Annotated in this window: 20 protein-coding genes and 1 pseudogene; 9 read left to right on the plus strand and 12 right to left on the minus strand. The window is 37.7% G+C overall.

Annotated features, from left to right (window positions below):
* Positions 1-21: 21 nt before the first annotated feature.
* Positions 22-717 carry a Uma2 family endonuclease gene (locus NG743_RS19645; protein WP_193962381.1) on the minus strand — a complete coding sequence of 232 codons (696 nt, stop codon included), beginning with the start codon at positions 715-717 and terminating at the stop codon, positions 22-24.
* Between the two features lie 70 nt (positions 718-787).
* Positions 788-1,237, minus strand: coding sequence for a hypothetical protein (locus NG743_RS19650; RefSeq protein WP_027402358.1), 450 nt, complete (start codon positions 1,235-1,237; stop codon positions 788-790).
* Positions 1,238-1,337: 100 nt separating this feature from the next.
* On the opposite strand from NG743_RS19650, the gene NG743_RS19655 reads away from it, so the two are divergent.
* Positions 1,338-2,033: a potassium channel family protein gene (locus NG743_RS19655; protein ID WP_027402359.1), complete on the plus strand. Its 696-nt coding sequence runs from the start codon at positions 1,338-1,340 to the stop codon at positions 2,031-2,033.
* 287 nt (positions 2,034-2,320) lie between these two features.
* Here NG743_RS19655 and NG743_RS19660 read toward each other — a convergent pair whose 3' ends face one another.
* Entirely contained in the window at positions 2,321-3,322 is a 1,002-nt protein-coding gene (locus NG743_RS19660) for a tetratricopeptide repeat protein (protein WP_051424301.1), read from the minus strand.
* Between the two features lie 396 nt (positions 3,323-3,718).
* Positions 3,719-4,861: a tRNA preQ1(34) S-adenosylmethionine ribosyltransferase-isomerase QueA gene (gene queA / locus NG743_RS19665; RefSeq protein WP_027402360.1), complete on the minus strand. Its 1,143-nt coding sequence runs from the start codon at positions 4,859-4,861 to the stop codon at positions 3,719-3,721.
* A gap of 306 nt (positions 4,862-5,167) precedes the next feature.
* On the opposite strand from queA, the gene NG743_RS19670 reads away from it, so the two are divergent.
* Complete coding sequence (locus NG743_RS19670; protein WP_027402361.1) at positions 5,168-5,557, plus strand: hypothetical protein; 390 nt, start codon at positions 5,168-5,170, stop codon at positions 5,555-5,557.
* Between the two features lie 52 nt (positions 5,558-5,609).
* On the opposite strand, the gene NG743_RS19675 is transcribed toward NG743_RS19670, so the two are convergent.
* Positions 5,610-6,050, minus strand: coding sequence for a YraN family protein (locus NG743_RS19675; protein ID WP_027402362.1), 441 nt, complete (start codon positions 6,048-6,050; stop codon positions 5,610-5,612).
* Between the two features lie 14 nt (positions 6,051-6,064).
* On the opposite strand from NG743_RS19675, the gene NG743_RS19680 reads away from it, so the two are divergent.
* A complete protein-coding gene (locus NG743_RS19680; protein WP_027402363.1) occupies positions 6,065-6,568 on the plus strand; it encodes a pentapeptide repeat-containing protein in 504 nt (167 codons plus the stop codon).
* Positions 6,569-6,852: 284 nt separating this feature from the next.
* Here NG743_RS19680 and NG743_RS19690 read toward each other — a convergent pair.
* Positions 6,853-6,945: pseudogene (locus NG743_RS19690) on the minus strand (Uma2 family endonuclease); the annotation flags it as partial.
* Between the two features lie 309 nt (positions 6,946-7,254).
* Between NG743_RS19690 and NG743_RS19695 the strand changes: the two are divergent.
* Together NG743_RS19695 and NG743_RS19700 are read left to right on the plus strand one after the other, a co-directional pair.
* A complete protein-coding gene (locus NG743_RS19695; RefSeq protein WP_193962382.1) occupies positions 7,255-8,145 on the plus strand; it encodes an ATP adenylyltransferase family protein in 891 nt (296 codons plus the stop codon).
* Positions 8,146-8,223: 78 nt separating this feature from the next.
* Positions 8,224-9,582 (plus strand): cysteine desulfurase-like protein, encoded by a 1,359-nt coding sequence (locus tag NG743_RS19700; protein WP_257120719.1) that lies wholly within the window; start codon positions 8,224-8,226, stop codon positions 9,580-9,582.
* Positions 9,583-9,672: 90 nt separating this feature from the next.
* On the opposite strand, the gene NG743_RS19705 is transcribed toward NG743_RS19700, so the two are convergent.
* Complete coding sequence (locus NG743_RS19705) at positions 9,673-11,946, minus strand: RelA/SpoT family protein (protein WP_257120720.1); 2,274 nt, start codon at positions 11,944-11,946, stop codon at positions 9,673-9,675.
* Between the two features lie 294 nt (positions 11,947-12,240).
* On the opposite strand from NG743_RS19705, the gene patD reads away from it, so the two are divergent.
* The 3 genes from patD to trxA all read left to right on the plus strand — a co-directional run bounded on the left by patD (position 12,241) and on the right by trxA (position 14,746).
* Positions 12,241-12,597, plus strand: a complete 357-nt coding sequence (gene patD, locus NG743_RS19710) for a heterocyst frequency control protein PatD (RefSeq protein WP_257120721.1) — start codon at positions 12,241-12,243, stop codon at positions 12,595-12,597.
* A 404-nt stretch (positions 12,598-13,001) separates the two neighbouring features.
* A complete protein-coding gene (locus NG743_RS19715) occupies positions 13,002-14,249 on the plus strand; it encodes a hypothetical protein (RefSeq protein ID WP_027402368.1) in 1,248 nt (415 codons plus the stop codon).
* 167 nt (positions 14,250-14,416) lie between these two features.
* Positions 14,417-14,746, plus strand: coding sequence for a thioredoxin (trxA, locus tag NG743_RS19720; RefSeq protein WP_027402369.1), 330 nt, complete (start codon positions 14,417-14,419; stop codon positions 14,744-14,746).
* Between the two features lie 11 nt (positions 14,747-14,757).
* On the opposite strand, the gene NG743_RS19725 is transcribed toward trxA, so the two are convergent.
* From NG743_RS19725 to NG743_RS19745, 5 genes are all read right to left on the minus strand, one after another.
* Complete coding sequence (locus NG743_RS19725) at positions 14,758-16,257, minus strand: family 10 glycosylhydrolase (protein WP_027402370.1); 1,500 nt, start codon at positions 16,255-16,257, stop codon at positions 14,758-14,760.
* Positions 16,258-16,646: 389 nt separating this feature from the next.
* On the minus strand, positions 16,647-17,048 hold the full coding sequence (vapC, locus tag NG743_RS19730; RefSeq protein ID WP_027402371.1) for a type II toxin-antitoxin system tRNA(fMet)-specific endonuclease VapC: 402 nt from the start codon (positions 17,046-17,048) through the stop codon (positions 16,647-16,649).
* Positions 17,049-17,276 carry an antitoxin gene (locus NG743_RS19735; RefSeq protein WP_027402372.1) on the minus strand — a complete coding sequence of 76 codons (228 nt, stop codon included), beginning with the start codon at positions 17,274-17,276 and terminating at the stop codon, positions 17,049-17,051.
* A 91-nt stretch (positions 17,277-17,367) separates the two neighbouring features.
* Entirely contained in the window at positions 17,368-17,682 is a 315-nt protein-coding gene (locus tag NG743_RS19740; RefSeq protein WP_228043747.1) for a type II toxin-antitoxin system VapC family toxin, read from the minus strand.
* Positions 17,675-17,917 (minus strand): hypothetical protein, encoded by a 243-nt coding sequence (locus NG743_RS19745; protein ID WP_257120722.1) that lies wholly within the window; start codon positions 17,915-17,917, stop codon positions 17,675-17,677. Before NG743_RS19745 ends, NG743_RS19740 begins: the two co-directional genes overlap by 8 nt.
* Before the next feature lie 524 nt (positions 17,918-18,441).
* Here NG743_RS19745 and NG743_RS19750 point away from each other — a divergent pair.
* The gene (locus NG743_RS19750; RefSeq protein ID WP_257120723.1) at positions 18,442-18,978 is read left to right on the plus strand and encodes a hypothetical protein; all 537 of its coding nucleotides are present in this window, start codon (positions 18,442-18,444) and stop codon (positions 18,976-18,978) included.
* Positions 18,979-19,198: the final 220 nt, after the last annotated feature.

A 19,198-nucleotide genomic window follows, 5' to 3' on the forward strand; every position in this document is an offset into this window, starting at 1 on the left:
GAATATTTGACTTAAATTATATCACAAACCTGATAAACGCCGTGAAAATTCCCTGTGTTCTTGTGAATTTAATCCGGTTTGCAATACTTCTAAAACCTTAACCATATCTCCTGCTAATAATGCCGTTACAGATAACCATAATCCGGGCATAACTTGACTTTTAATAATTCCCTCTGTATCAGGTTGCAGTAATATATATTCACTGTCATGTAACCCAAACCAATCTAATTTATTTTCTAAACTCTGCCAAACAATATATTCCTGAATGCCGTTACGTTTATAGGCTTTTTTCTTATCATATAAATCATAAGCTGCACTGCTGGCGGCAATTTCCGCGACTAATTCCGGTGCGCCTTCAATATAATCATCATCGGTAATTCGAGATTTTCCACCCAAACTTTCATCAATTAATAAAACTCCATCGGGTTGAGGTTCATTATCCTGATCTAATCTGATGGTAGGTTCTATTCCTAATTTAATTCCGGGGGTATGAATACGATAATTCCACAACCAACCGATTAAATTGCTATGGGGTTCTGCATGACGTTGAAAGCGTAAAGGTGAGGCCACGTAAACTACTCCTTCGATTAATTCAGCTTTTTTAATATCGAGACTTTCAGTATAACGACGTTCAAATTCATGGCGTGATAAGCGATCGCCATTTTCTAAAGGTAGAATTTGAGGAGTTGGGTTAGTTTGTGGCCGCTGCATTACCATTTGCTATACCTCCAAGAATTAATTTACACAATCAGCAGAGGACGGGGAAAACCCGCCCGTATATAATCAATTATGGTGCTGGGGGTAAAGTTCCACCACTAGCAGCCGGCGGTTCAGTGTAATCGCAAAATATATTAACCCCTATTTTCAGGATATATAAAACTATAACAGTGGCAATGGCAGGATCAAGAGGTAAACCACTAGATGAAGCTAAACCCACTAAGGAAACTATCACACCTGTAAGTAAAGGAGAACTGCCAGGATTTTTGGTGTATTCTTTGATTTGACCACGAAACCCGTCATCACCACAAAGTTCATTTCGCAAGGCTTTGAGGGTGATTTGTAAAAGTGACTTATCTCCCCCCATGATAACTTGACGATTTTTTTCTTGCCATAAATCTTGAAAAGCCGTTTCCATGTCGCCATTGTGCTTTTCTAAATGATCCATTGCTTCCAGTCCGGGGGTATAATCAGGCATTAATTCCCGCATAGCTTTGATTTCGCTGTTAGTTATTTGCATAGCTAATTTAGGTGGTTTACTTAATAGTATCAAAATCAACTACATTATGGACAGGGATTATTTATTCCTTATTTAGTGTACCAATTACCAATCACCAATCATGAATCTTTCATCCTTAAAATTTCTTCGCAGTTTACGTAAAGATAACCACCAATTTGCTGTAATTGGGTTAGGTCGTTTTGGTCGTTCTGTCTGTTCAACACTGCATAATTTAGGTTATCAAGTATTAGCTACAGATGTTGATGAAAAACGGGTTTCCGAAGCATTGAATGAAGAAATAGTTGGTCATGCTTTGCAACTCGATTCAACTGAATCAGCAGCCCTGAAAGAAGCCGGAATTTTTGAATTTGATACCGTTATTGTCGCCATTGGTAACTACGTTCAGGAAAGTATTATTACTACCTTAAATGTGAAAGAAGGTGGTGTACCTCACGTAGTTGCAAAAGCCTCTAGTGAAGTTCACCGCAAATTATTACAACGAGTGGGCGCAGATCATGTAGTATTTCCTGAATATGAAGCTGGTTGTGCTTTAGCAAGAACACTCACTAAACCGGGAATTTTAGAAAGATTTGATCTTGACCCAGATAACAGTATTGTGGAGTTAATTGTCCCTGATGAATTTCATGGGAAAACTATTGCTGAACTGCAACTGCGTAACCGCTACGGTTTAAATATGTTGGCTGTAAGTCATGATGGTAAATTTATCATTAATCCCGAACCAACTAAACGTTTAGAAAAAGGTTCTGCAATGGTAGTAATTGGTTGTAATAAAGATATTAATCGTTTACCAATATAGGGAATAGGGAATAGGGAATAGGGAATAGGGAATAATAATTTTTCAATGACAAATGACAAATGACAAATGACAAATTATTTTGGATTTGTGATTTGTTTATCTGGTGTCAAATTCGGTAAAGTAGTTTTCTCAGTTGTCGAAGTAAGTAATTGGACAAAAATATTTACAGTCATTGCGAGGGAAGGGAAGCAATCACAACCCTTGGAATTGCTTCATTTCACTTCGTTCCATATGGCTAACGCCACGCTACGCTAACGCAATAACATTGTGTAATTAATTCTGTCTCACTACTTATTTGCAGGTAAGTCTTCAACAGGGGGAAGATTTGCGGGTGCTTGTTCAAGTGGTGGAGTAGTAACTGCTGTTGCGCTACCGGGTTGATTTACAGGGGATTTTTTGGGTGCTAAAATTTGGGCAATTTGTTGGATGATTTGTTCAGTTTTGGCAACTTGCTCAGTATTTCCTGCTGTTACGTACTGTTGACGAGCGCGTATTAATGCTTGAGCGGATTCCTTAAAGACACCTTGATTATATAAAGCTACTCCTAAGTTATAGTGAGCAGAGGTGTTTTTAGGATTTTGCAGAATTGCTTCTTTATAAATATTAATTGCTTCAGCAATTTTACCTTGATTTACTAAAAGACTACCTAAATTATTGTAAGCTACAGAATTTTCAGGATCTATTTTTAAAACTTCCCGATAGGCGGAAATCGCCGATTCTACTTGACCTTCTTGTTGTTGAACAATTGCTAAGTTGAAATAAGCATTTTCATGATTTCTATCTAAATTAATTGCTTGTTCATAAGCAGAAATAGCATCTTGACGCTGATCTTGTTCATAGAATAAAACCCCCAAATTATAATGAGCATCAGCCAATGTGGGAGTTACCACTAAGGCTTGACGATAAGCTGTAATAGCGGCTTCTTTTTGTCCCTGTTTTTGTAAAGCTACACCCAAATTATAATAAGCTGATCCCAAATTTGGATTTAATCTAATGGCTTCTCCAAATTCTTGGATAGCTAGATCTAAGCGATTTTGTTGTAAAAGAATATTACCTAAATAATTTCGGGCTGCACCAATATTAGGATCTCGCTCTAAGGCTTTACGAAAAGCCATTTCCGAACCTTGATAGTCTTGACGATTATAAAATGTTACTCCCTGTTGAAAAGATATAGCTGCTTCTAAATCCTGGGAAACAACTTCTGCTGCTGATACCTGACTGTTGGGAGAATTAATAATTGCAGGTAAAGTCAAGATTAAAAATGCAGAAGAAGTAGAAAGGATACTCATTAATACTTGCTTGTATGTAGCCTTAGCTATGTTAAAAGACGGATATTTATGGCATTTTTGATACATGACTCACTACCCTTTAGTTATACTGAATCTAATCTAAGTAACTTGGCATAATTAAATACAAGACCTCTCTCCAAACCTCTTCCCTTGCAGGGGAGAGGCTTTGACTCCCCATTTCCTGGTAGGGAAGGGGGCTGGGGGGTTAGGTCTATCTTAATCTAATTTAAGTAACTTGGCATAATTAAATACAAGACCTCTCTCCAAACCTCTTCCCTTGCAGGGGAGAGGCTTTGACTCCCCCTTCCCTGGTAGGGAAGGGGGCTGGGGGGTTAGGTCTATCTTATATTTTTTAACGCCTACCTACTTATCTAAATTAGATTATCCATCACTTCATCAAAAATTCATAAGAATACTTTTCCCTTCTGGTAAGATCAACATAGCATCACCGAAAGAGTAGAAGCGGTATTCAGAACTAATTGCTTGCTGGTAAAGATCCAATAATCTTTTTCTACCAATTAAAGCACTAACGAGCATCAATAAACTAGAACGGGGTAAATGAAAATTGGTGATTAACCCCTCCACAACCTGCCATTTATACCCCGGATAAATAAACAAATTTGTCTTCCCGACAAAGGGCTGTAAATCTCCAGATTGCGCCGCACCTTCCAAAGCTCTTACCGCTGTTGTTCCTACCGCAATAATTCGTCCCCCAGCAGCCTGAGTAGCCCGAATTTGCTCAACGGTATCAGCAGGAACTTCAATCCATTCTTCGTGCATGGCGTGGGTAGTGACATCTTCTACTTCCACTGGGCGGAAAGTACCGATACCAACATGAAGGGTAATAAAGGCTTGATTAATGCCACAATTACGCAGCTTTTCTAGTAATTCTGGTGTAAAATGTAATCCTGCTGTTGGGGCGGCGATCGCTCCCTGTTCAGCCGCATACACCGTCTGATACTGTTCATCAGCCGCCGTAGAAGCCGTAATATAAGGAGGTAGGGGAATCTGTCCAAACTTCCCTAATACCTGCACTAAAGGAACTGCTGGGGGCAAATCAAACTGTAATAATCGCCCCCCAGTTTCTGGATCTGACTCAACAACTGTCGCCCTCAATTCCTGTTTATTCCCATCTCCTCCCGCTGTAAAAATAATCTCACTACCCACCTTAAAGCGCTTTCCAGGCTTCACCAAAGCCAACCAGCAATTATGCCCTCGTTCCTCCAACAGCAACACCTCCACCCCCGCACCTGTATCCTTACAGCCATATAGCCGAGCGGGAATTACCTTTGTATTATTCATAATCAATAAATCACCCGGTTTCAGCAATTCCGACAAATCACGGAAAATGTGATGTAGAGGTGGTATAGTTTTAGCAGTTTCGGGAGAATTTACTACCAATAACTTAGAACTATCTCTAGGAACAGCAGGGTTTTGGGCGATTAGTCCTGGTGGAAGTTCGTAGTCATAACCAGACAACGAACAATCTAAATTAACATTTTGTGTTTTCGCTTTATCTTGTATTATTTGTCGCTTCATATTAATCAAGTAATTGTTAAATTGTTATAATGGTATGCATTTAAATGAGCTACACAACTTACTGTAACCGCTATACATCACTTTTACTGCCTTTTCTTTCCATCTTCTTTATTCTCACTTCTGACTGGGCGCAGGCTCTGCGCCCCTACTTTTTGACTGGGCGCAGGCTCTGCGCCCCTACTTTTTGACTCCTGAATTATTGGGTAAATCTCCCCATAGAATAACGGGTGCTTTTACCCTACCGGGAACTCCACCCCATTAACGAAGATAGATAGGTAGAACTAAATTGAATCCCATAACACTATGATGGAATACTTGTACTATCTAGGCAATGCCACACTCACCCTGAGAATCGTTCAATACTTACATGGTAGACCACAACTTCCCGTTTCCTTTGTGAGCGTGATTCATCAAATTAATGGTTGGGTAGTCAGAATTAAACTCAAAGAAACAGTCTCAGATCAACAAGATGGTGATTTTCGAGCTTTCTTGAGTGAATTGGGAATTAGCTATCAGCCACCAATGAGAGTCCAAATGGCGTTTTGGAGTTTAGAATCTGGACAAACACCCATAGACGTAATGCGTCGTTACCAAGTAGCAGTTGTTTCTCATGGTAGCCCGGAAAGAGAAGAAATTGAAGCATTTAGACAACAGTTTGTTCGAGGTTTAGGGTATTGTCCAGAAACACTCGCTTAAACAATGCTAAATTAAGTGTCACAACGTAAAAATAATTTTGCAGTCATGATTATTACTGTTCAAAAGCTGCCTCAATATATTGTAGCAGCTTAAATTCATATCCAGCTATAGATAAACGCTCTAAAAATTCTTCGCTAATAATCTTTTTACTTTGTAATTGATAATGAACAAGTGCCACATCAAAGCGACAAGCATAATCAGCTTTTTGTGGATATTCAGCTAAAAATATTTCCGCAGTCCGCCAGATTTTTGCTTGTTTTTGGGGAGTAATGGCATTTTTCCCCCCTTCATCCCAATTACCAGAACTCCGGGTTTTCACTTCAACAAACGCCAGCATTGTGTCTTGATATTGGGCAATAATATCAATTTCTCCCCAACGACAACAAAAGCGCCGCTGCAAAACTTCCCAACCTGTAGATTGTAACCATTTGGCTACTAGGTCTTCACCTATGTTACCAATATCTGCATAATTAAATGGAGAAGGATTAGCCATTAATTAACAATACCATGAATACTAAGCATCCCAATTGGATAAGTATACTCAGTTTATTACTTTGGGTGATGATTTCCACCACAGTCTTAGCAGCTTTTGTCCCTTCTGCTGTAGCACTGGAATATAACAAAGAAATTCTTATCAGTGCTGATTTTTCTGGACGTGATTTAACAGATTCTAGTTTTACTAAGGCAAATCTTCGCTACAGTAATTTCAGTCACTCTAATTTAAGAGGTGTTAGTTTTTTCGCCGCCAATCTAGAATCAGCAAATTTACAGGGAGCAGACCTAACTAATGCTACACTTGATTCAGCGCGGTTAATTAGAGCCGATTTAACCAACGCCGTTTTAGAAGGAGCATTTGCAGCTGGTGCCAAATTTGATGGTGCTATAATCGAGGGTGCAGATTTTACTGATGTACTACTGCGTCGAGATGAACAAAAGAAACTATGTATGCTGGCAAAAGGTACTAATCCCGTGACAGGAAGGGAAACAAGAGATACCTTATATTGTTCTTAGATTCAGATCAGATCCCCGACTTCTTTGAGAATTCGGGGATCTGACGCTTACAGTATTTAGATATTTTGTAAAATTTGTGAAAGTGTTAATTTGAGTTCTGGAAATAATGGCGATATAATTAAATCATCACCTGTCTAAAGAATAAATAGAAATAGTTGGTTGTTTAGGATTACCAATAGACATCTGGTGAAAATTAAATATGCGTGACATGAAACCCCTGTAGAGACGTTCCATGGAACGTCTCTACAATCTTTACCGGAGAGTTTTATTGTGTTCACCTACTTAGGTGTTTTAATTAAAGCTGTTTTGGGGATAAAATAAGGAAGTTTAAGTTTTTTATATTCTGTAACTATTTCTTCCAATAAAAATCCGATAATTGTTACCCCCCTTTACAAGGAAAAGGTGGATAATAATGTGATGAAAACTACGGGATACCACTTTTAAAATAACCTCTTATGGAAAAGAATATTAATTTAATTTTTGTAGGTTGGGTTGAATGAAGTGTATCCCTTACGGGAGCCGAAGGCATAACCCAACATTGGCTTTAAGATAGTAAGAGTTTTTGGGTTTACTTGCGTCAACCCAAGGTACAATAAATGTTTACATAAAGCGAAAGGTAGAGCCGAAATTATTGATTTTATGTAACCAATTTATGATATAAAATTGTTAGTTATCTCCTATAAAATATGCACCAGCAGGAAATCCGACTTAAACCCGGTACATTATGGACAAGTCTCAAAAAAACCACCGAACTGGCTTTAAAATCTGGAGCTTTAAAATCTATTCCCACAGAGGTGGAAATTTTTGAACAAGATGGAATCAAGTTTGTTGTCAGAATTTTAGAAAATATCAATCGCAAAAAAGCTAATCAAGAAAAACAAAATCAAAAAACTGCTAAAACTGGTAAAGAATTTAATCCTTTTTTACCTTATGAAGAAGCTTTATTTGTGGCGGATATCTCCCCTACTCACGTTTGTATTTTAAATAAATTCAATGTTGTTGATTATCACTTTTTGATAATTACCCGCGCTTTTGAACCACAGGAAAGCCTACTTACCCTAGAAGATTTTACAGCTATGTGGGCTTGTTTAGCAGAATTTGCTGGGTTAGTATTTTATAACGGTGGTAAACTTGCCGGTGCGAGTCAACCACATAAACATTTACAAATTGTCCCTTTTGCAGAAACGGATATTCCCATTTCACCACTTGTAAAAGCTGCAAAATTAGATAATTCCCTGGGAACTATCCCAGAATTTACCTTTGTACACGCTCTCACTAATATTAACTTAGGAGAAAGTGCCGAAATAACCTTCAAAAAATATCATACATTACTACAAACCTTGGGAATTAAACCCCTAGAAAATAATATCCAATCAGGAGCATATAATCTTTTAATGACACGAGAATGGATGTTAATTGTTCCCCGAAAATTTGAAGAATTTGAATCAATTTCTGTGAACTCATTGGGGTTTGCAGGGACGTTGTTAGTCAAAAATCAACAACAAGTGCAACTATTAAAAAATATTAGCCCTATTAACCTTTTAAATCATGTTGCTTTTCCTCTACAACAACATTGAATCTTAGACTACAATATAAATTAATATATTTCTCCCTTTCTTTGCGCGAAACAAAAATCATCAAAAAGAGGAAAAATCATGGAATCTCTAGATATAAAATGGATTCGTTCCCAGTTTCCCGCACTCACACAAACAATCAACGGAAAACCAGCAATTTTCTTTGATGGACCCGGTGGCACACAAGTACCTGGTGGTGTACTAGACGCAATTAGTGATTATTTAGTCAGGTCAAATGCTAATGCTCACGGTGCTTTTACTACCAGTATGCGAACCGATGCCTTGATTATTTCTGCCAGGTCGGCGATCGCTGACTTTCTGGGATGCGATAATGATGAAGTAGTATTTGGCGCAAATATGACCACCCTCACCTTCTCCGTGAGTCGCGCTATCGGTAGAGAACTCCAACCCGGTGATGAAATCATTGTTACAGACTTAGACCATGCAGCGAACATTTCTCCCTGGTATGCTTTAGAAGAAAAAGGTGTGATTATTCGGACAGTTAATATTAATATTGCCGACTGTACATTAGATTTAACCGATTTAGAAAAAAAGATAAATTCCCGCACCAAAATAGTAGCAGTAACTTACGCTTCCAACGCCGTCGGCACAATTAATGATATTGCTAAAATAGTTAAAATTGCCCATAGTTTCGGAGCTTTAGTATATGTTGATGCCGTCCATTACGCCCCCCATGCACCGATAAATGTTCATCATTTAGACTGTGATTTTCTCGCCTGTTCCGCCTACAAATTCTTCGCTCCCCATCTAGGAATTCTTTACGGAAAAAGAGAACATTTAACCAGATTTTCCCCTTATAAAGTTAAACCCGCATCAGAAGAAGTCCCTTCCAGATGGGAAACAGGAACATTAAATCATGAAGGTTTAGCCGGATTAGTAGCAGCAATTAATTATTTAGCAAAATTAGGTTGTCATGTTTCCCCAACCTTAGATAACGAATTACTTTCCTCCTTAATAGAAGCCGATAGAGAAGGCTTAACCACCTTCCATTGTCCGCGATTCCTAACCGAAAAAGAACAACCAAATCATGAATTAGTATCAGCTTATCATAGCCGTCGCGCCGCATTATTATCAGCAATGTCAGCCATTCAACAATATGAAAGAGAATTAAGTAAAAAATTGATTTCAGGATTATTAAAAATCCCTGGTTTAACCCTCTATGGAATTACCGAACCCAGCCAATTTACATGGCGCACACCAACAGTATCTATCCGCATGACAGAAAAAACACCAGCAACCATAGCCAAAATATTAGGAGAACAGGGAATATTCGCTTGGTACGGAAACTTCTATGCAACCAACCTCACCGAAAAATTAGACGTAGAAACATCAGGCGGCTTATTACGAATAGGACTAGCCCATTACAACACAGCCGCAGAAATAGATCAACTGCTACAAACCCTCAATGAAATCGCGTAACAACCTTAAATCACAGCCATTTTCATATATTTTCTTCCTTTGCGCCTTTGCGCCTTTGCGTGAGATAATGAAAATAGCTGTAACACCCCACTAACCGCAGTCCTCAGTCTCACAAACACGGCGAATATTGAGAATATCACTCATTTTCTTGAGTTGCACAAATAAATGTTCCAACTGAGAACAATCGCGGACATCAATTCCCAAATCCATCAACGCAGGTTGTCCCAAACAAGTTTTCACTTGAGCATGACGAACATTAATACCCTGATCACTCAAACGTGACAATACATCTTTCAATACTCCCACCCTGTCCATAGCCTCAATTTGCACATTAACCGGATAAGTATGGGGACGGCTGCGGTTTTCCATAGCCAAATTCCAGCGCACTGGTACTAACCGCTCACACTCAATAGGTTCTACATTATGACAGCCTTGGCGGTGGATAGAAATTCCTCTTCCTCGTGTGACTACACCCACAATTGCTTCACCGGGAATGGGGTTACAACAGCCAGCAATATGATGAACCAAACCCTCCATACCAATAATCGGGGAATCACTAGCACGGGAAGTAATTAGTGGGGTATCCCGTGAGGATTTTGGCGTTGGTTCTTTGGGGATAAATGGGACAACATCACTTACCGGTTGTCTAGCTTTCACAACTTCTCGCCAACGGTTCAGCGCTAAATTCGAGGTAATTTCCCCATAACCCAAACCGGCAAGTAAATCTTCCACACTGTGATAATTACATTTTTCGGCGACAGTGTGCATAGCATCTGATTTGAGCAAATTCTCAAAACCAGTTTTCCCCAATTCCTTCTCTAATAAATCCCGTCCTCTGGCGATATTTTCTTCCCGGCGCGATCGCTTGTACCACTGTTTAATTCGATACTTCGCCGCTGAAGTGCTAACAAAATTTAACCAATCCAAACTAGGATGACTATTCTTTTGAGTAATAATATCCACAATATCGCCATTATGCAAGCGCGTTGACAAAGGCACAATCCGACCATTAACCCGCGCTCCCGCACAGTGGTTTCCCACTTCCGTATGAATCCGATAAGCAAAATCAATACTTGTAGAACCAGGACTTAAAGGAACAACATCCCCCTTTGGGGTGAAGACATAAACATCATCTTCAAATAGATTATCCTTAACACTATCTAAGTATTCCTGAGCATCTTTTAAATCACTTTGCCAATCTAGCAACTGGCGCAACCAAGTAAACTTTTCATCAGAGCCTGTGACGGAAGTATTCTCAGAACCCCCAGTTTCTTTATACTTCCAATGGGCAGCAATTCCGTACTCCGCGATATGGTGCATTTCCAAAGTCCGAATTTGCACCTCCAGCGGGCGACCAGTCAAGCCAATTACCCCCGTATGCAAAGACTGATAATGGTTTGGCTTCGGCAATCCAATGTAGTCCTTGAACCTACCAGGGATAGGACGAAAAGAATCATGAACAACAGCTAAAGCGCGATAGCATTCTTCATTACTTTGGACAATAATTCGCAGCGCCGCCAAGTCGTAAATTTCATGAAATTCCTTTTGCTGCCGCTGCATTTTTTGATAAATGCTATAAAGGTGTTTAGGACGACCACTAATTTCTAAACAATTAATCCCCGCCTTGAGTAACCGACGGCGTAAAGTATCCGTAGCTTTGAGTAACTTTTCTTCCCGTGCCGTGCGTTTTTCCGCGACACATTTCTGAGTTTCTCGATAAGCCTCTGGTTCTAAATATTTAAATGCTAAATCCTCTAATTCCCACTTAATTTGCCAAATCCCTAAGCGATTCGCCAAAGGTGCAAAAATATCTCGCGTTTCCTGGGCGCTGCGTTGACGACTAGCTTCTGACATATATTGGAGAGTCCGCATATTATGCAAACGGTCTGCCAGTTTCACCACAATCACACGAATATCTTGCGCCATAGCCAAAAACATTCGCCGGAAATTTTCCGCCTGACTTTCGGTTTTGCTAGTAAAATTAATTTTCGACAGCTTGGTAACACCTTCTACCAATAGCCTGACTTCTGGACCAAACCGTGCTTCTATATCTTCACTTGTAACTTCTGTATCTTCAACTACATCATGAAGTAATCCGGCTGCTATCATAGCCGGACTACCACCTAGTTCACGGAGTATTTCCGCTACAGCAACAGGATGGGCAATATAAGGTTCTCCCGATTTGCGAACTTGACCACCATGTAGTTGATATGCAAACTGAAAAGCCCGACAAATTAAGGCATTACTGTTATACGTTCGGTCTTCTTCCTCTGTAAGTATCGGCGCTGGCGGTGTGATTAAACATTTGTTAAGCCAGTCTGGGAGAACAACATCAACAGGAGGTTTGACGGCTATACTACTCATAAAATAAAAAAGGTAATTTGTGGATAGGTGTAAGAGATAAGCAAAAATGACAGCATTTCTATAAGTAGATGCTGTTAACTGAAAGTTTAGAGACAAGGTTGGAGAGATGATGTCCTAACTGCCTGTGGTCATCATCCATTGTAGGTTTCTTTCAAACATAATCATAAAAATCTATTGACTGTAAACCAAGCCTCAAAATAAGATTTGAGACTTGTGATTTTGAACATGAACAATGGAAAGTTTTGTTGGATCAGAAAATTTTCTTGACACTAATACTATCTTAACTAGCAACAGATGTCTTTTAATTGTGATAAATATCAGGAATTGGCAACATTTCTAGATGAGTTTCGGACTAATGTAACAGCAGGTAAACTCAGTGCGGGGGAGTTACGTCCGCATTTAGCCAAGTTACAGGCGTTTTTTAGCCAGCAAATTGTTCCTTTGGTTGATGCTAATTTACGAGAACAATCCTATAAAACCGAAATAAGTAAGCAGTTGCGACTATTGGAAGTAGATATGATGTTTCTCCAAGGGGCAAAGCAATTAACAACATTACAAGCTAGGTTGAAAACTATTGAGGAGCGTATTGATACTTTAATTAGATATTGTCAAGCTATTACCCAGCCTATGAAATCGCAGGAATCAAAGTAGGAATTTGTCTCACGCAAAGGCGCAAAGGCGCAAAGGAAGAGTTTAAGAGATGGAATTTTTGCCTCTTGATGGGGAATAATGAAATTATGCCAATGCCTACATCAACCGGGGAAATGCACCCTCTAAGCCAGGTACGAAAGATCCCCGACTTCTTAATTAAATTTTTTGTAAATAATAAAGATCATTCAAAGAAGTCGGGGATCTAAATCCGTCGGTTTAATTTTCTGATCTCCTTCTCTCTTCCTCTGCGTCTCTGCGCCTCTGCGTGAGAAAAAATATTTAACTTACCCATAAAAAATATAATTAACTACTTAATAAGTATATAAAACTTAACAAAAAAACCACTAAGGTCATAGGACAATGGTAAATTAATTTCAGTTGTAACTATTCTGAATCCTGTTTATATGTTTACCAAAATCCGTCGGCTTTCAAATCGGTTTTTTAATAACTCTCGGACAGTAAACAACGAACCACTGAATAAAGTGAGTTTAGTTGTCATTATTTTAGTTGATATTTTTATTTTAATTAATGTTTTTACGGGTTTAAATAATATTAGTGAATGGCATCTTAGCCCAACGCAAGCTTATCCATGTTATTCTGAATGGAATAATTATAAAACCCAAACTAGCAAAAATAAAGATTATGAATTTTTGAGGAGTTCATTACCTTACGGTAGCAATGAGCAAAGAGTTCAGCAAGCATATCAAGATGCAGAAATTGGACATTTGGGTAAAGTTTCCGAAATCTGTTTGAACTATGGTGAATCTAAAGATAAACTGAATAATCCTCAAAATCAGAAAATTCTCACCACGATAAATCAGACGCAAGATAAAATTAGTCGTCTTGAACAAGCAAATACTACCATTCGTCAGCAATATGATTCAACCTTATTAGAAAAAATTGCCGGTCAGTCTTCAGGTAATTCTATTAATCAGGTTCGCGCTGAAAAAGCTAAACAGGCATTAACACAAAATAATCAGAAAATTGCCAACTTAAAACAGGAAATTGCTAATCTGCAAAATCAACTCCTAACAAAACCCGAAAGTGTTAACTTCTTGTCTTTTGCCAAAGATGAAACTCAATTTAATCAAATTGCTAAAGGCTATAAAGATGCTTCCTTTTGGTATCCTAGCATTCAATTAGTTTTTCAAGCTATCTTTTTAATTCCACTAATTCTGATGGCATTATTAGTTAATAATTTTAGTCAACGGAAAGGATATGGATTAATAGGATTAATTAGCTGGCATTTGCTAGTGATATTTCTCATTCCGCTAATTTTGAAAATATTTGAATTTCTGCAAATTGGTGTAATATTTAAATTCTTGTTTGATATTATTAGTTTTCTGTTTGGTGGGCTAGTTTTCCTAATTAGTTATGTTTATATTTTGCTAATTCCCTTAGTTGGTTTTGGCATGATTAAATTCTTCCAAACCGTTGTCTTTAATCATAGAATTCAAGCAGCTAACAGAATTCAAAAATCCCGCTGTATTCGGTGTGCTAGAAAAATTCGTCCTCAAGATAGCCACTGTCCCCACTGCGGTTACTATCAATATGTCGAATGCCATAATTGTCATGAGTTAACTTATAAAGAATTACCTTATTGTCATCATTGTGGTGCTGATCAAAATTCCCCTAATTTACAGGTAAATTAACACTTTAAGAAAGTAGAGAAATTTCGATGCAAGTGAGGTATAATGGGCAATAATTAACCGCAGATGGCAAAAGATAGACGCAGATAACCGCAGATAATTTGGTTTTCCTGCTCTCCTCTTTTATTCGATATTATTAAGTTATTGATTGAAATCTAGGCAAACAATTTATGTCATCTATTACCAATGTCACTGAAGCTACATTTAAGCAAGAAGTGCTAGAAAGTCCAACTCCTGTTTTAGTTGATTTTTGGGCCCCTTGGTGCGGTCCTTGTAAGATGCTGTCTCCTGTAGTGGAAGAAGTTGCTGCGGAATATGCAGGACAGGTAAAAGTGGTAAAGTTGAATGCTGATCAAAATCCTACTGTTGCTAGTCATTACGGGATTCGCAGTATTCCTACTTTGATGATATTTAAGGGGGGACGACAAATTAAAACAGTTGTTGGTGCTGTTCCTAAAACTACATTAGCTACTACATTAGATAAGTATGTTGATGCGTAGCTGTAGCTTTTTTACCGGATATTGCAAGCTTTCCGTTCTCCGTCATGTTCAGGATGTTGCCAAGAATAAGCAAAATGGCTAACACCCTTAATTTGAGGAGATAATTGGCGGAGGGCTTGCATTTGTACTTCTAATGGGGGACGATTGCTAATTGATTCTCCCCACTTCCCAGCTAAAGCCGGAATCACTTTTGTACCTGGTTGCGCCATTTTTAAAACTTGTTGAACTTGCGCCACAATGCAACTAGCATTCCCGCAATTTGCATAGGACATGGGATGCCATTCTAGGGTACTGGGGAACTTATCCCAAGGTTGCAAGCGGGAATCATACCCCTGTCCTAAAGCTTGATTACCTTCGGGAAAAAATACTGCCCCCGCGGGAATACCTTTTTGTTTGGCTGGGTAACTTGCTAAAGTTACAAAATCTAAGATACCTTGCATAGCATGAGCAACGGAGAGTAACCACAAATCCAATTGCAAAACCCGCTGTTTTTCTCCTGGAGAAGGTAAGGATTTCTGCTTTTTGGGGGGAATACGCCCTTCCCATAAGGGTTCATCTTCTTGAGGATAGCGTTTATCAATTTCTGCTATGTCGCCAGCGCTGACATATCCTTTGGTTAAAAAACGACGAATTAATTCTAATCCTTTGGCATTTTTGGCGCGACTAAATAGGACTTCTTGGGTGGCTGGAGTAAATAGCCAGAGGTCATGAACTTTGGTAGCAATGGAGTCAATGCCGGTCTGACGAGGATAACGAACATAATCGAAGAGAACACCATCTGGACGACGGCGGATAACCTGTTGCACCATGCGGTAGTAATCGGTTTTTGCTTGGGTGTTGTAGGGATCAATGAAGACTTGGGAACTATCTTCTACTACGGATAAGCTGGTTTGATTTTTGCCATTACGAGCGATCGCATTTTGTCTATCTGCACGTTGAGCATAGGTGTAACCAAAGTTATTAGTAAACATCCAAGCATAAACTTTTAACCCCCGTTGTTTCCCTTTTTTAATTGCTGATGCTAATAAATCAAATTTTTCTGCCCCAGGAAGGCGAACTACAGCAGGCCAAACAGTAGAATTAGCTGCGGCGGGTAATAGTACCCGTCCATCATAAAATACTTCTAAATAAACTTGGTTATAGCCTTGGTTGACAATTCGATCCATAATTTGATCAACTGCTCCCGGCTGGATATCACAGGGATACAGGCGCAACCAAATAGCCTGAGTTTGCGGCCAAGTCTGACTACGACAGGTTTTTAATTCTTGTGTATGCTGTTTGAGTAATTTCTGATAGCGACTTGCCGCCTCTTTATTGCCTTTAAAAGCCAATAAACGTAAGTTTTCTTTTTCTTGAGTTGCTTTTGATGATACCCAACAATCCTGTCCGTTCTGAGCAATGGCTGGTTTGGTAGCTAGGTTGAGAATCAATAAGCAATTAGTAATAATTACAGTAAATAAACCTTGCCAAGATAAAACTATCCTTAAAAATTTCCAGTTGAAATCAGACATAAGAGAACTCCACAAAAAAGATTGTCCAGGATTTGAGGATGTACAGGATGTTTTTTTATATTCATCTACATTTTCATAAAATTGCATTTTGTCTGAATCAGGATGTCCAGGATTTGAGGATGTACAGGATGTTTTTTAATGTTTATCTACATTTTCATAAATTGCATTTTGTCTGAATCAGGATATCCAGTATTTGAGGATGTACAGGATGTTTTTTAATATTTATCTACATCTTTACAAAATTGCACTAATTTTAATATTCCACAATATCAATATCAAATATTATCCTGTTAATCCTGTAATCCTGGTTATCCTGATATGGCTTGCGCCACGCTGCGCTATCAGACAGTTAAATATTAATAGAAAACGGTGCATTACATTTCATTAACTTACTCTGCCCAATTTTCTAATGAGAGTTTAGGAATGCGAGAAAATTCGCGTATATTGTTAGTAACTAGAGTAACACCTAAACTCATTGCATGAGCAGCAATTAGCATATCCATTGGTCCAATCACAAGCCCTTTACTTTCTAAATCACTTCTAATATATCCATAAATCACTGCTGCATTTTGACTAAATTCAATAATTTCTAAAGGAAGTAAAAACTGCATAAGGGCATTTTTATTTTTCTCTTGTTGCTGACTTTTATAAACACCATATTCTAATTCAGCAACGGTAATGGAAGAAATGCCAATATCAGAAATTGACAAGGTTTGAAATCGTGCTATAACTTTTTCTGGCTTTTGCTTAATCAGATAAATACAGATGTTGGTATCGAGAAGATATTGCATTTAAAATTCCTCTCTTTTATCAATAGGAAGTTGATCTCTAGTCATCAGAAAATCATCAGAAAATTGATCTAAACTATCAATTAGAGTTTGCCACGGATTATCTTTACTAATAAGAATAATGGCATTACCAATTTTTTTAACATAGACTTCAGTACCTGTCATTTTAAAATCTGTTGGTAATATCACCATTTGATGAGTACCATCACTGCTAAGTTTGGCTGTATTCATGGTTATTTCCTCTCATTAATGCCTAACGCACTACTCTAACTTCAACCCCCACATTAATACTACCCCACAACCGATCAGTTGTGAGAACAGGCTAATTAAGAATAATACCTAATGCTAAACAAGCCCTATCACCAAATGAAAGCCCGATTGATTTAGTATTTGGGCGCAACATTCCTGCTTTTAATGCTTGTTCTTTATTAAAATCAATAACTTCAAGATTGAGATTAGAAAGAATCTGTCTAATATCTTCTTCCGGGATTCCTGCATCTGCTAATTTTGCTATAACTTCAGATAAATTTACTGTACTAATTGCAGCTTTACCCATAAACTTTAAAACTTCTTCGCTACCAGTTTCTTGATTGAGTAAAGCTAAAATAGCAGAAGCATCTACAACAACTTCACTCATTCAGACTTTTCTCTTTTCGTTCCTGAATTAATTCTTCAGAAAGTTCTCTATTAGCAGGAATATATTTTCTAAAAATAGCCTGAGCATTTTGTACAGAAGTTTGCAGATGATGTTCCATTGGGCGATCTTCTAATACAATAACAGCGTTATATTCTCCCATTGGTATATCTACAGGAGAATTGACTAATAATTTGCCATCATTTGTTATAGTTACTTTTATGTCTAGTGTTTTCATAGTTAACTCAGTTAGTGAATGCTCATGTTAATTATACCAAATTTGTCTGAATCAGGATGTCCAGGATTTGAGGATGTACAGGATGTTTTTTAATATTTATCTACATTTTCATAAATTGCATTTTGTCTGAATCAGGATGTCCAGGATTTGAGGATGTACAGGATGTTTTTTTAATATTTATCTACATTTTCATAAATTGCATTTTGTCTGAATCAGGATGTCCAGGATTTGAGGATGTACAGGATGTTTTTTAATATTTATCTACATTTTCATAAATTGCATTTTGTCTGAATCAGGATATCCAGGATTTGAGGATGTACAGGATGTTTTTTAATATTTATCTACATTTTCATAAATTGCATTTTGTCTGAATCAGGATGTCCAGGATTTGAGGATGTACAGGATGTTTTTTTAATATTCATCTATATTTTCATAAATTGCATTTTGTCTGAATCAGGATATCCAGGATTTGAGGATGTACAGGATGTTTTTTAATATTTATCTACATTTTCATAAATTGCATTTTGTCTGAATCAGGATATCCAGGATTTGAGGATGTACAGGATGTTTTTTTAATATTTATCTACATTTTCATAAATTGCATTTTGTCTGAATCAGGATGTCCAGGATTTGAGGATGTACAGGATGTTTTTTTAATATTTATCTACATTTTCATAAATTGCATTTTGTCTGAATCAGGATGTCCAGGATTTGAGGATGTACAGGATGTTTTTTTAATATTTATCTACATTTTCATAAATTGCATTTTGTCTGAATCAGGATGTCCAGGATTTGAGGATGTACAGGATGTTTTTTTAATATTTATCTACATTTTCATAAATTGCATTTTGTCTGAATCAGGATGTCCAGGATTTGAGGATGTACAGGATGTTTTTTTAATATTTATCTACATTTTCATAAATTGCATTTTGTCTGAATCAGGATGTCCAGGATTTGAGGATGTACAGGATGTTTTTTTAATATTTATCTACATTTTCATAAATTGCATTTTGTCTGAATCAGGATGTCCAGGATTTGAGGATGTACAGGATGTTTTTTAATGTTTATCTACATTTTCATAAATTGCATTTTGTTTGAATCAGGATATCCAGTATTTGAGGATGTACAGGATGTTTTTTGATATTTATCTACATTTTCATAAATTGCATTTTGTCTGAATCAGGATATCCAGGATTTGAGGATGTACAGGATGTTTTTTAATGTTTATCTACATTTTCATAAATTGCATTTTGTTTGAATCAGGATATCCAGGATTTGAGG

The organism is Dolichospermum heterosporum TAC447, assembly GCF_024584745.1.
GTDB lineage: Bacteria > Cyanobacteriota > Cyanobacteriia > Cyanobacteriales > Nostocaceae > Dolichospermum > Dolichospermum heterosporum.

What these genes read in the sequence shown, in the direction of transcription:
- NG743_RS19645 (WP_193962381.1), bottom strand. Translation starts at nt 717, where the DNA reads ATGGTAATGCAGCGGCCACAAACTAACCCAACTCCTCAAATTCTACCT.
- NG743_RS19650 (WP_027402358.1), bottom strand. Translation starts at nt 1,237, where the DNA reads ATGCAAATAACTAACAGCGAAATCAAAGCTATGCGGGAATTAATGCCT.
- NG743_RS19655 (WP_027402359.1), top strand. Translation starts at nt 1,338, where the DNA reads ATGAATCTTTCATCCTTAAAATTTCTTCGCAGTTTACGTAAAGATAAC.
- NG743_RS19660 (WP_051424301.1), bottom strand. Translation starts at nt 3,322, where the DNA reads ATGAGTATCCTTTCTACTTCTTCTGCATTTTTAATCTTGACTTTACCT.
- queA (WP_027402360.1), bottom strand. Translation starts at nt 4,861, where the DNA reads ATGAAGCGACAAATAATACAAGATAAAGCGAAAACACAAAATGTTAAT.
- NG743_RS19670 (WP_027402361.1), top strand. Translation starts at nt 5,168, where the DNA reads ATGGAATACTTGTACTATCTAGGCAATGCCACACTCACCCTGAGAATC.
- NG743_RS19675 (WP_027402362.1), bottom strand. Translation starts at nt 6,050, where the DNA reads ATGGCTAATCCTTCTCCATTTAATTATGCAGATATTGGTAACATAGGT.
- NG743_RS19680 (WP_027402363.1), top strand. Translation starts at nt 6,065, where the DNA reads ATGAATACTAAGCATCCCAATTGGATAAGTATACTCAGTTTATTACTT.
- NG743_RS19695 (WP_193962382.1), top strand. Translation starts at nt 7,255, where the DNA reads ATGCACCAGCAGGAAATCCGACTTAAACCCGGTACATTATGGACAAGT.
- NG743_RS19700 (WP_257120719.1), top strand. Translation starts at nt 8,224, where the DNA reads ATGGAATCTCTAGATATAAAATGGATTCGTTCCCAGTTTCCCGCACTC.
- NG743_RS19705 (WP_257120720.1), bottom strand. Translation starts at nt 11,946, where the DNA reads ATGAGTAGTATAGCCGTCAAACCTCCTGTTGATGTTGTTCTCCCAGAC.
- patD (WP_257120721.1), top strand. Translation starts at nt 12,241, where the DNA reads ATGTCTTTTAATTGTGATAAATATCAGGAATTGGCAACATTTCTAGAT.
- NG743_RS19715 (WP_027402368.1), top strand. Translation starts at nt 13,002, where the DNA reads ATGTTTACCAAAATCCGTCGGCTTTCAAATCGGTTTTTTAATAACTCT.
- trxA (WP_027402369.1), top strand. Translation starts at nt 14,417, where the DNA reads ATGTCATCTATTACCAATGTCACTGAAGCTACATTTAAGCAAGAAGTG.
- NG743_RS19725 (WP_027402370.1), bottom strand. Translation starts at nt 16,257, where the DNA reads ATGTCTGATTTCAACTGGAAATTTTTAAGGATAGTTTTATCTTGGCAA.
- vapC (WP_027402371.1), bottom strand. Translation starts at nt 17,048, where the DNA reads ATGCAATATCTTCTCGATACCAACATCTGTATTTATCTGATTAAGCAA.
- NG743_RS19735 (WP_027402372.1), bottom strand. Translation starts at nt 17,276, where the DNA reads ATGAATACAGCCAAACTTAGCAGTGATGGTACTCATCAAATGGTGATA.
- NG743_RS19740 (WP_228043747.1), bottom strand. Translation starts at nt 17,682, where the DNA reads ATGAGTGAAGTTGTTGTAGATGCTTCTGCTATTTTAGCTTTACTCAAT.
- NG743_RS19745 (WP_257120722.1), bottom strand. Translation starts at nt 17,917, where the DNA reads ATGAAAACACTAGACATAAAAGTAACTATAACAAATGATGGCAAATTA.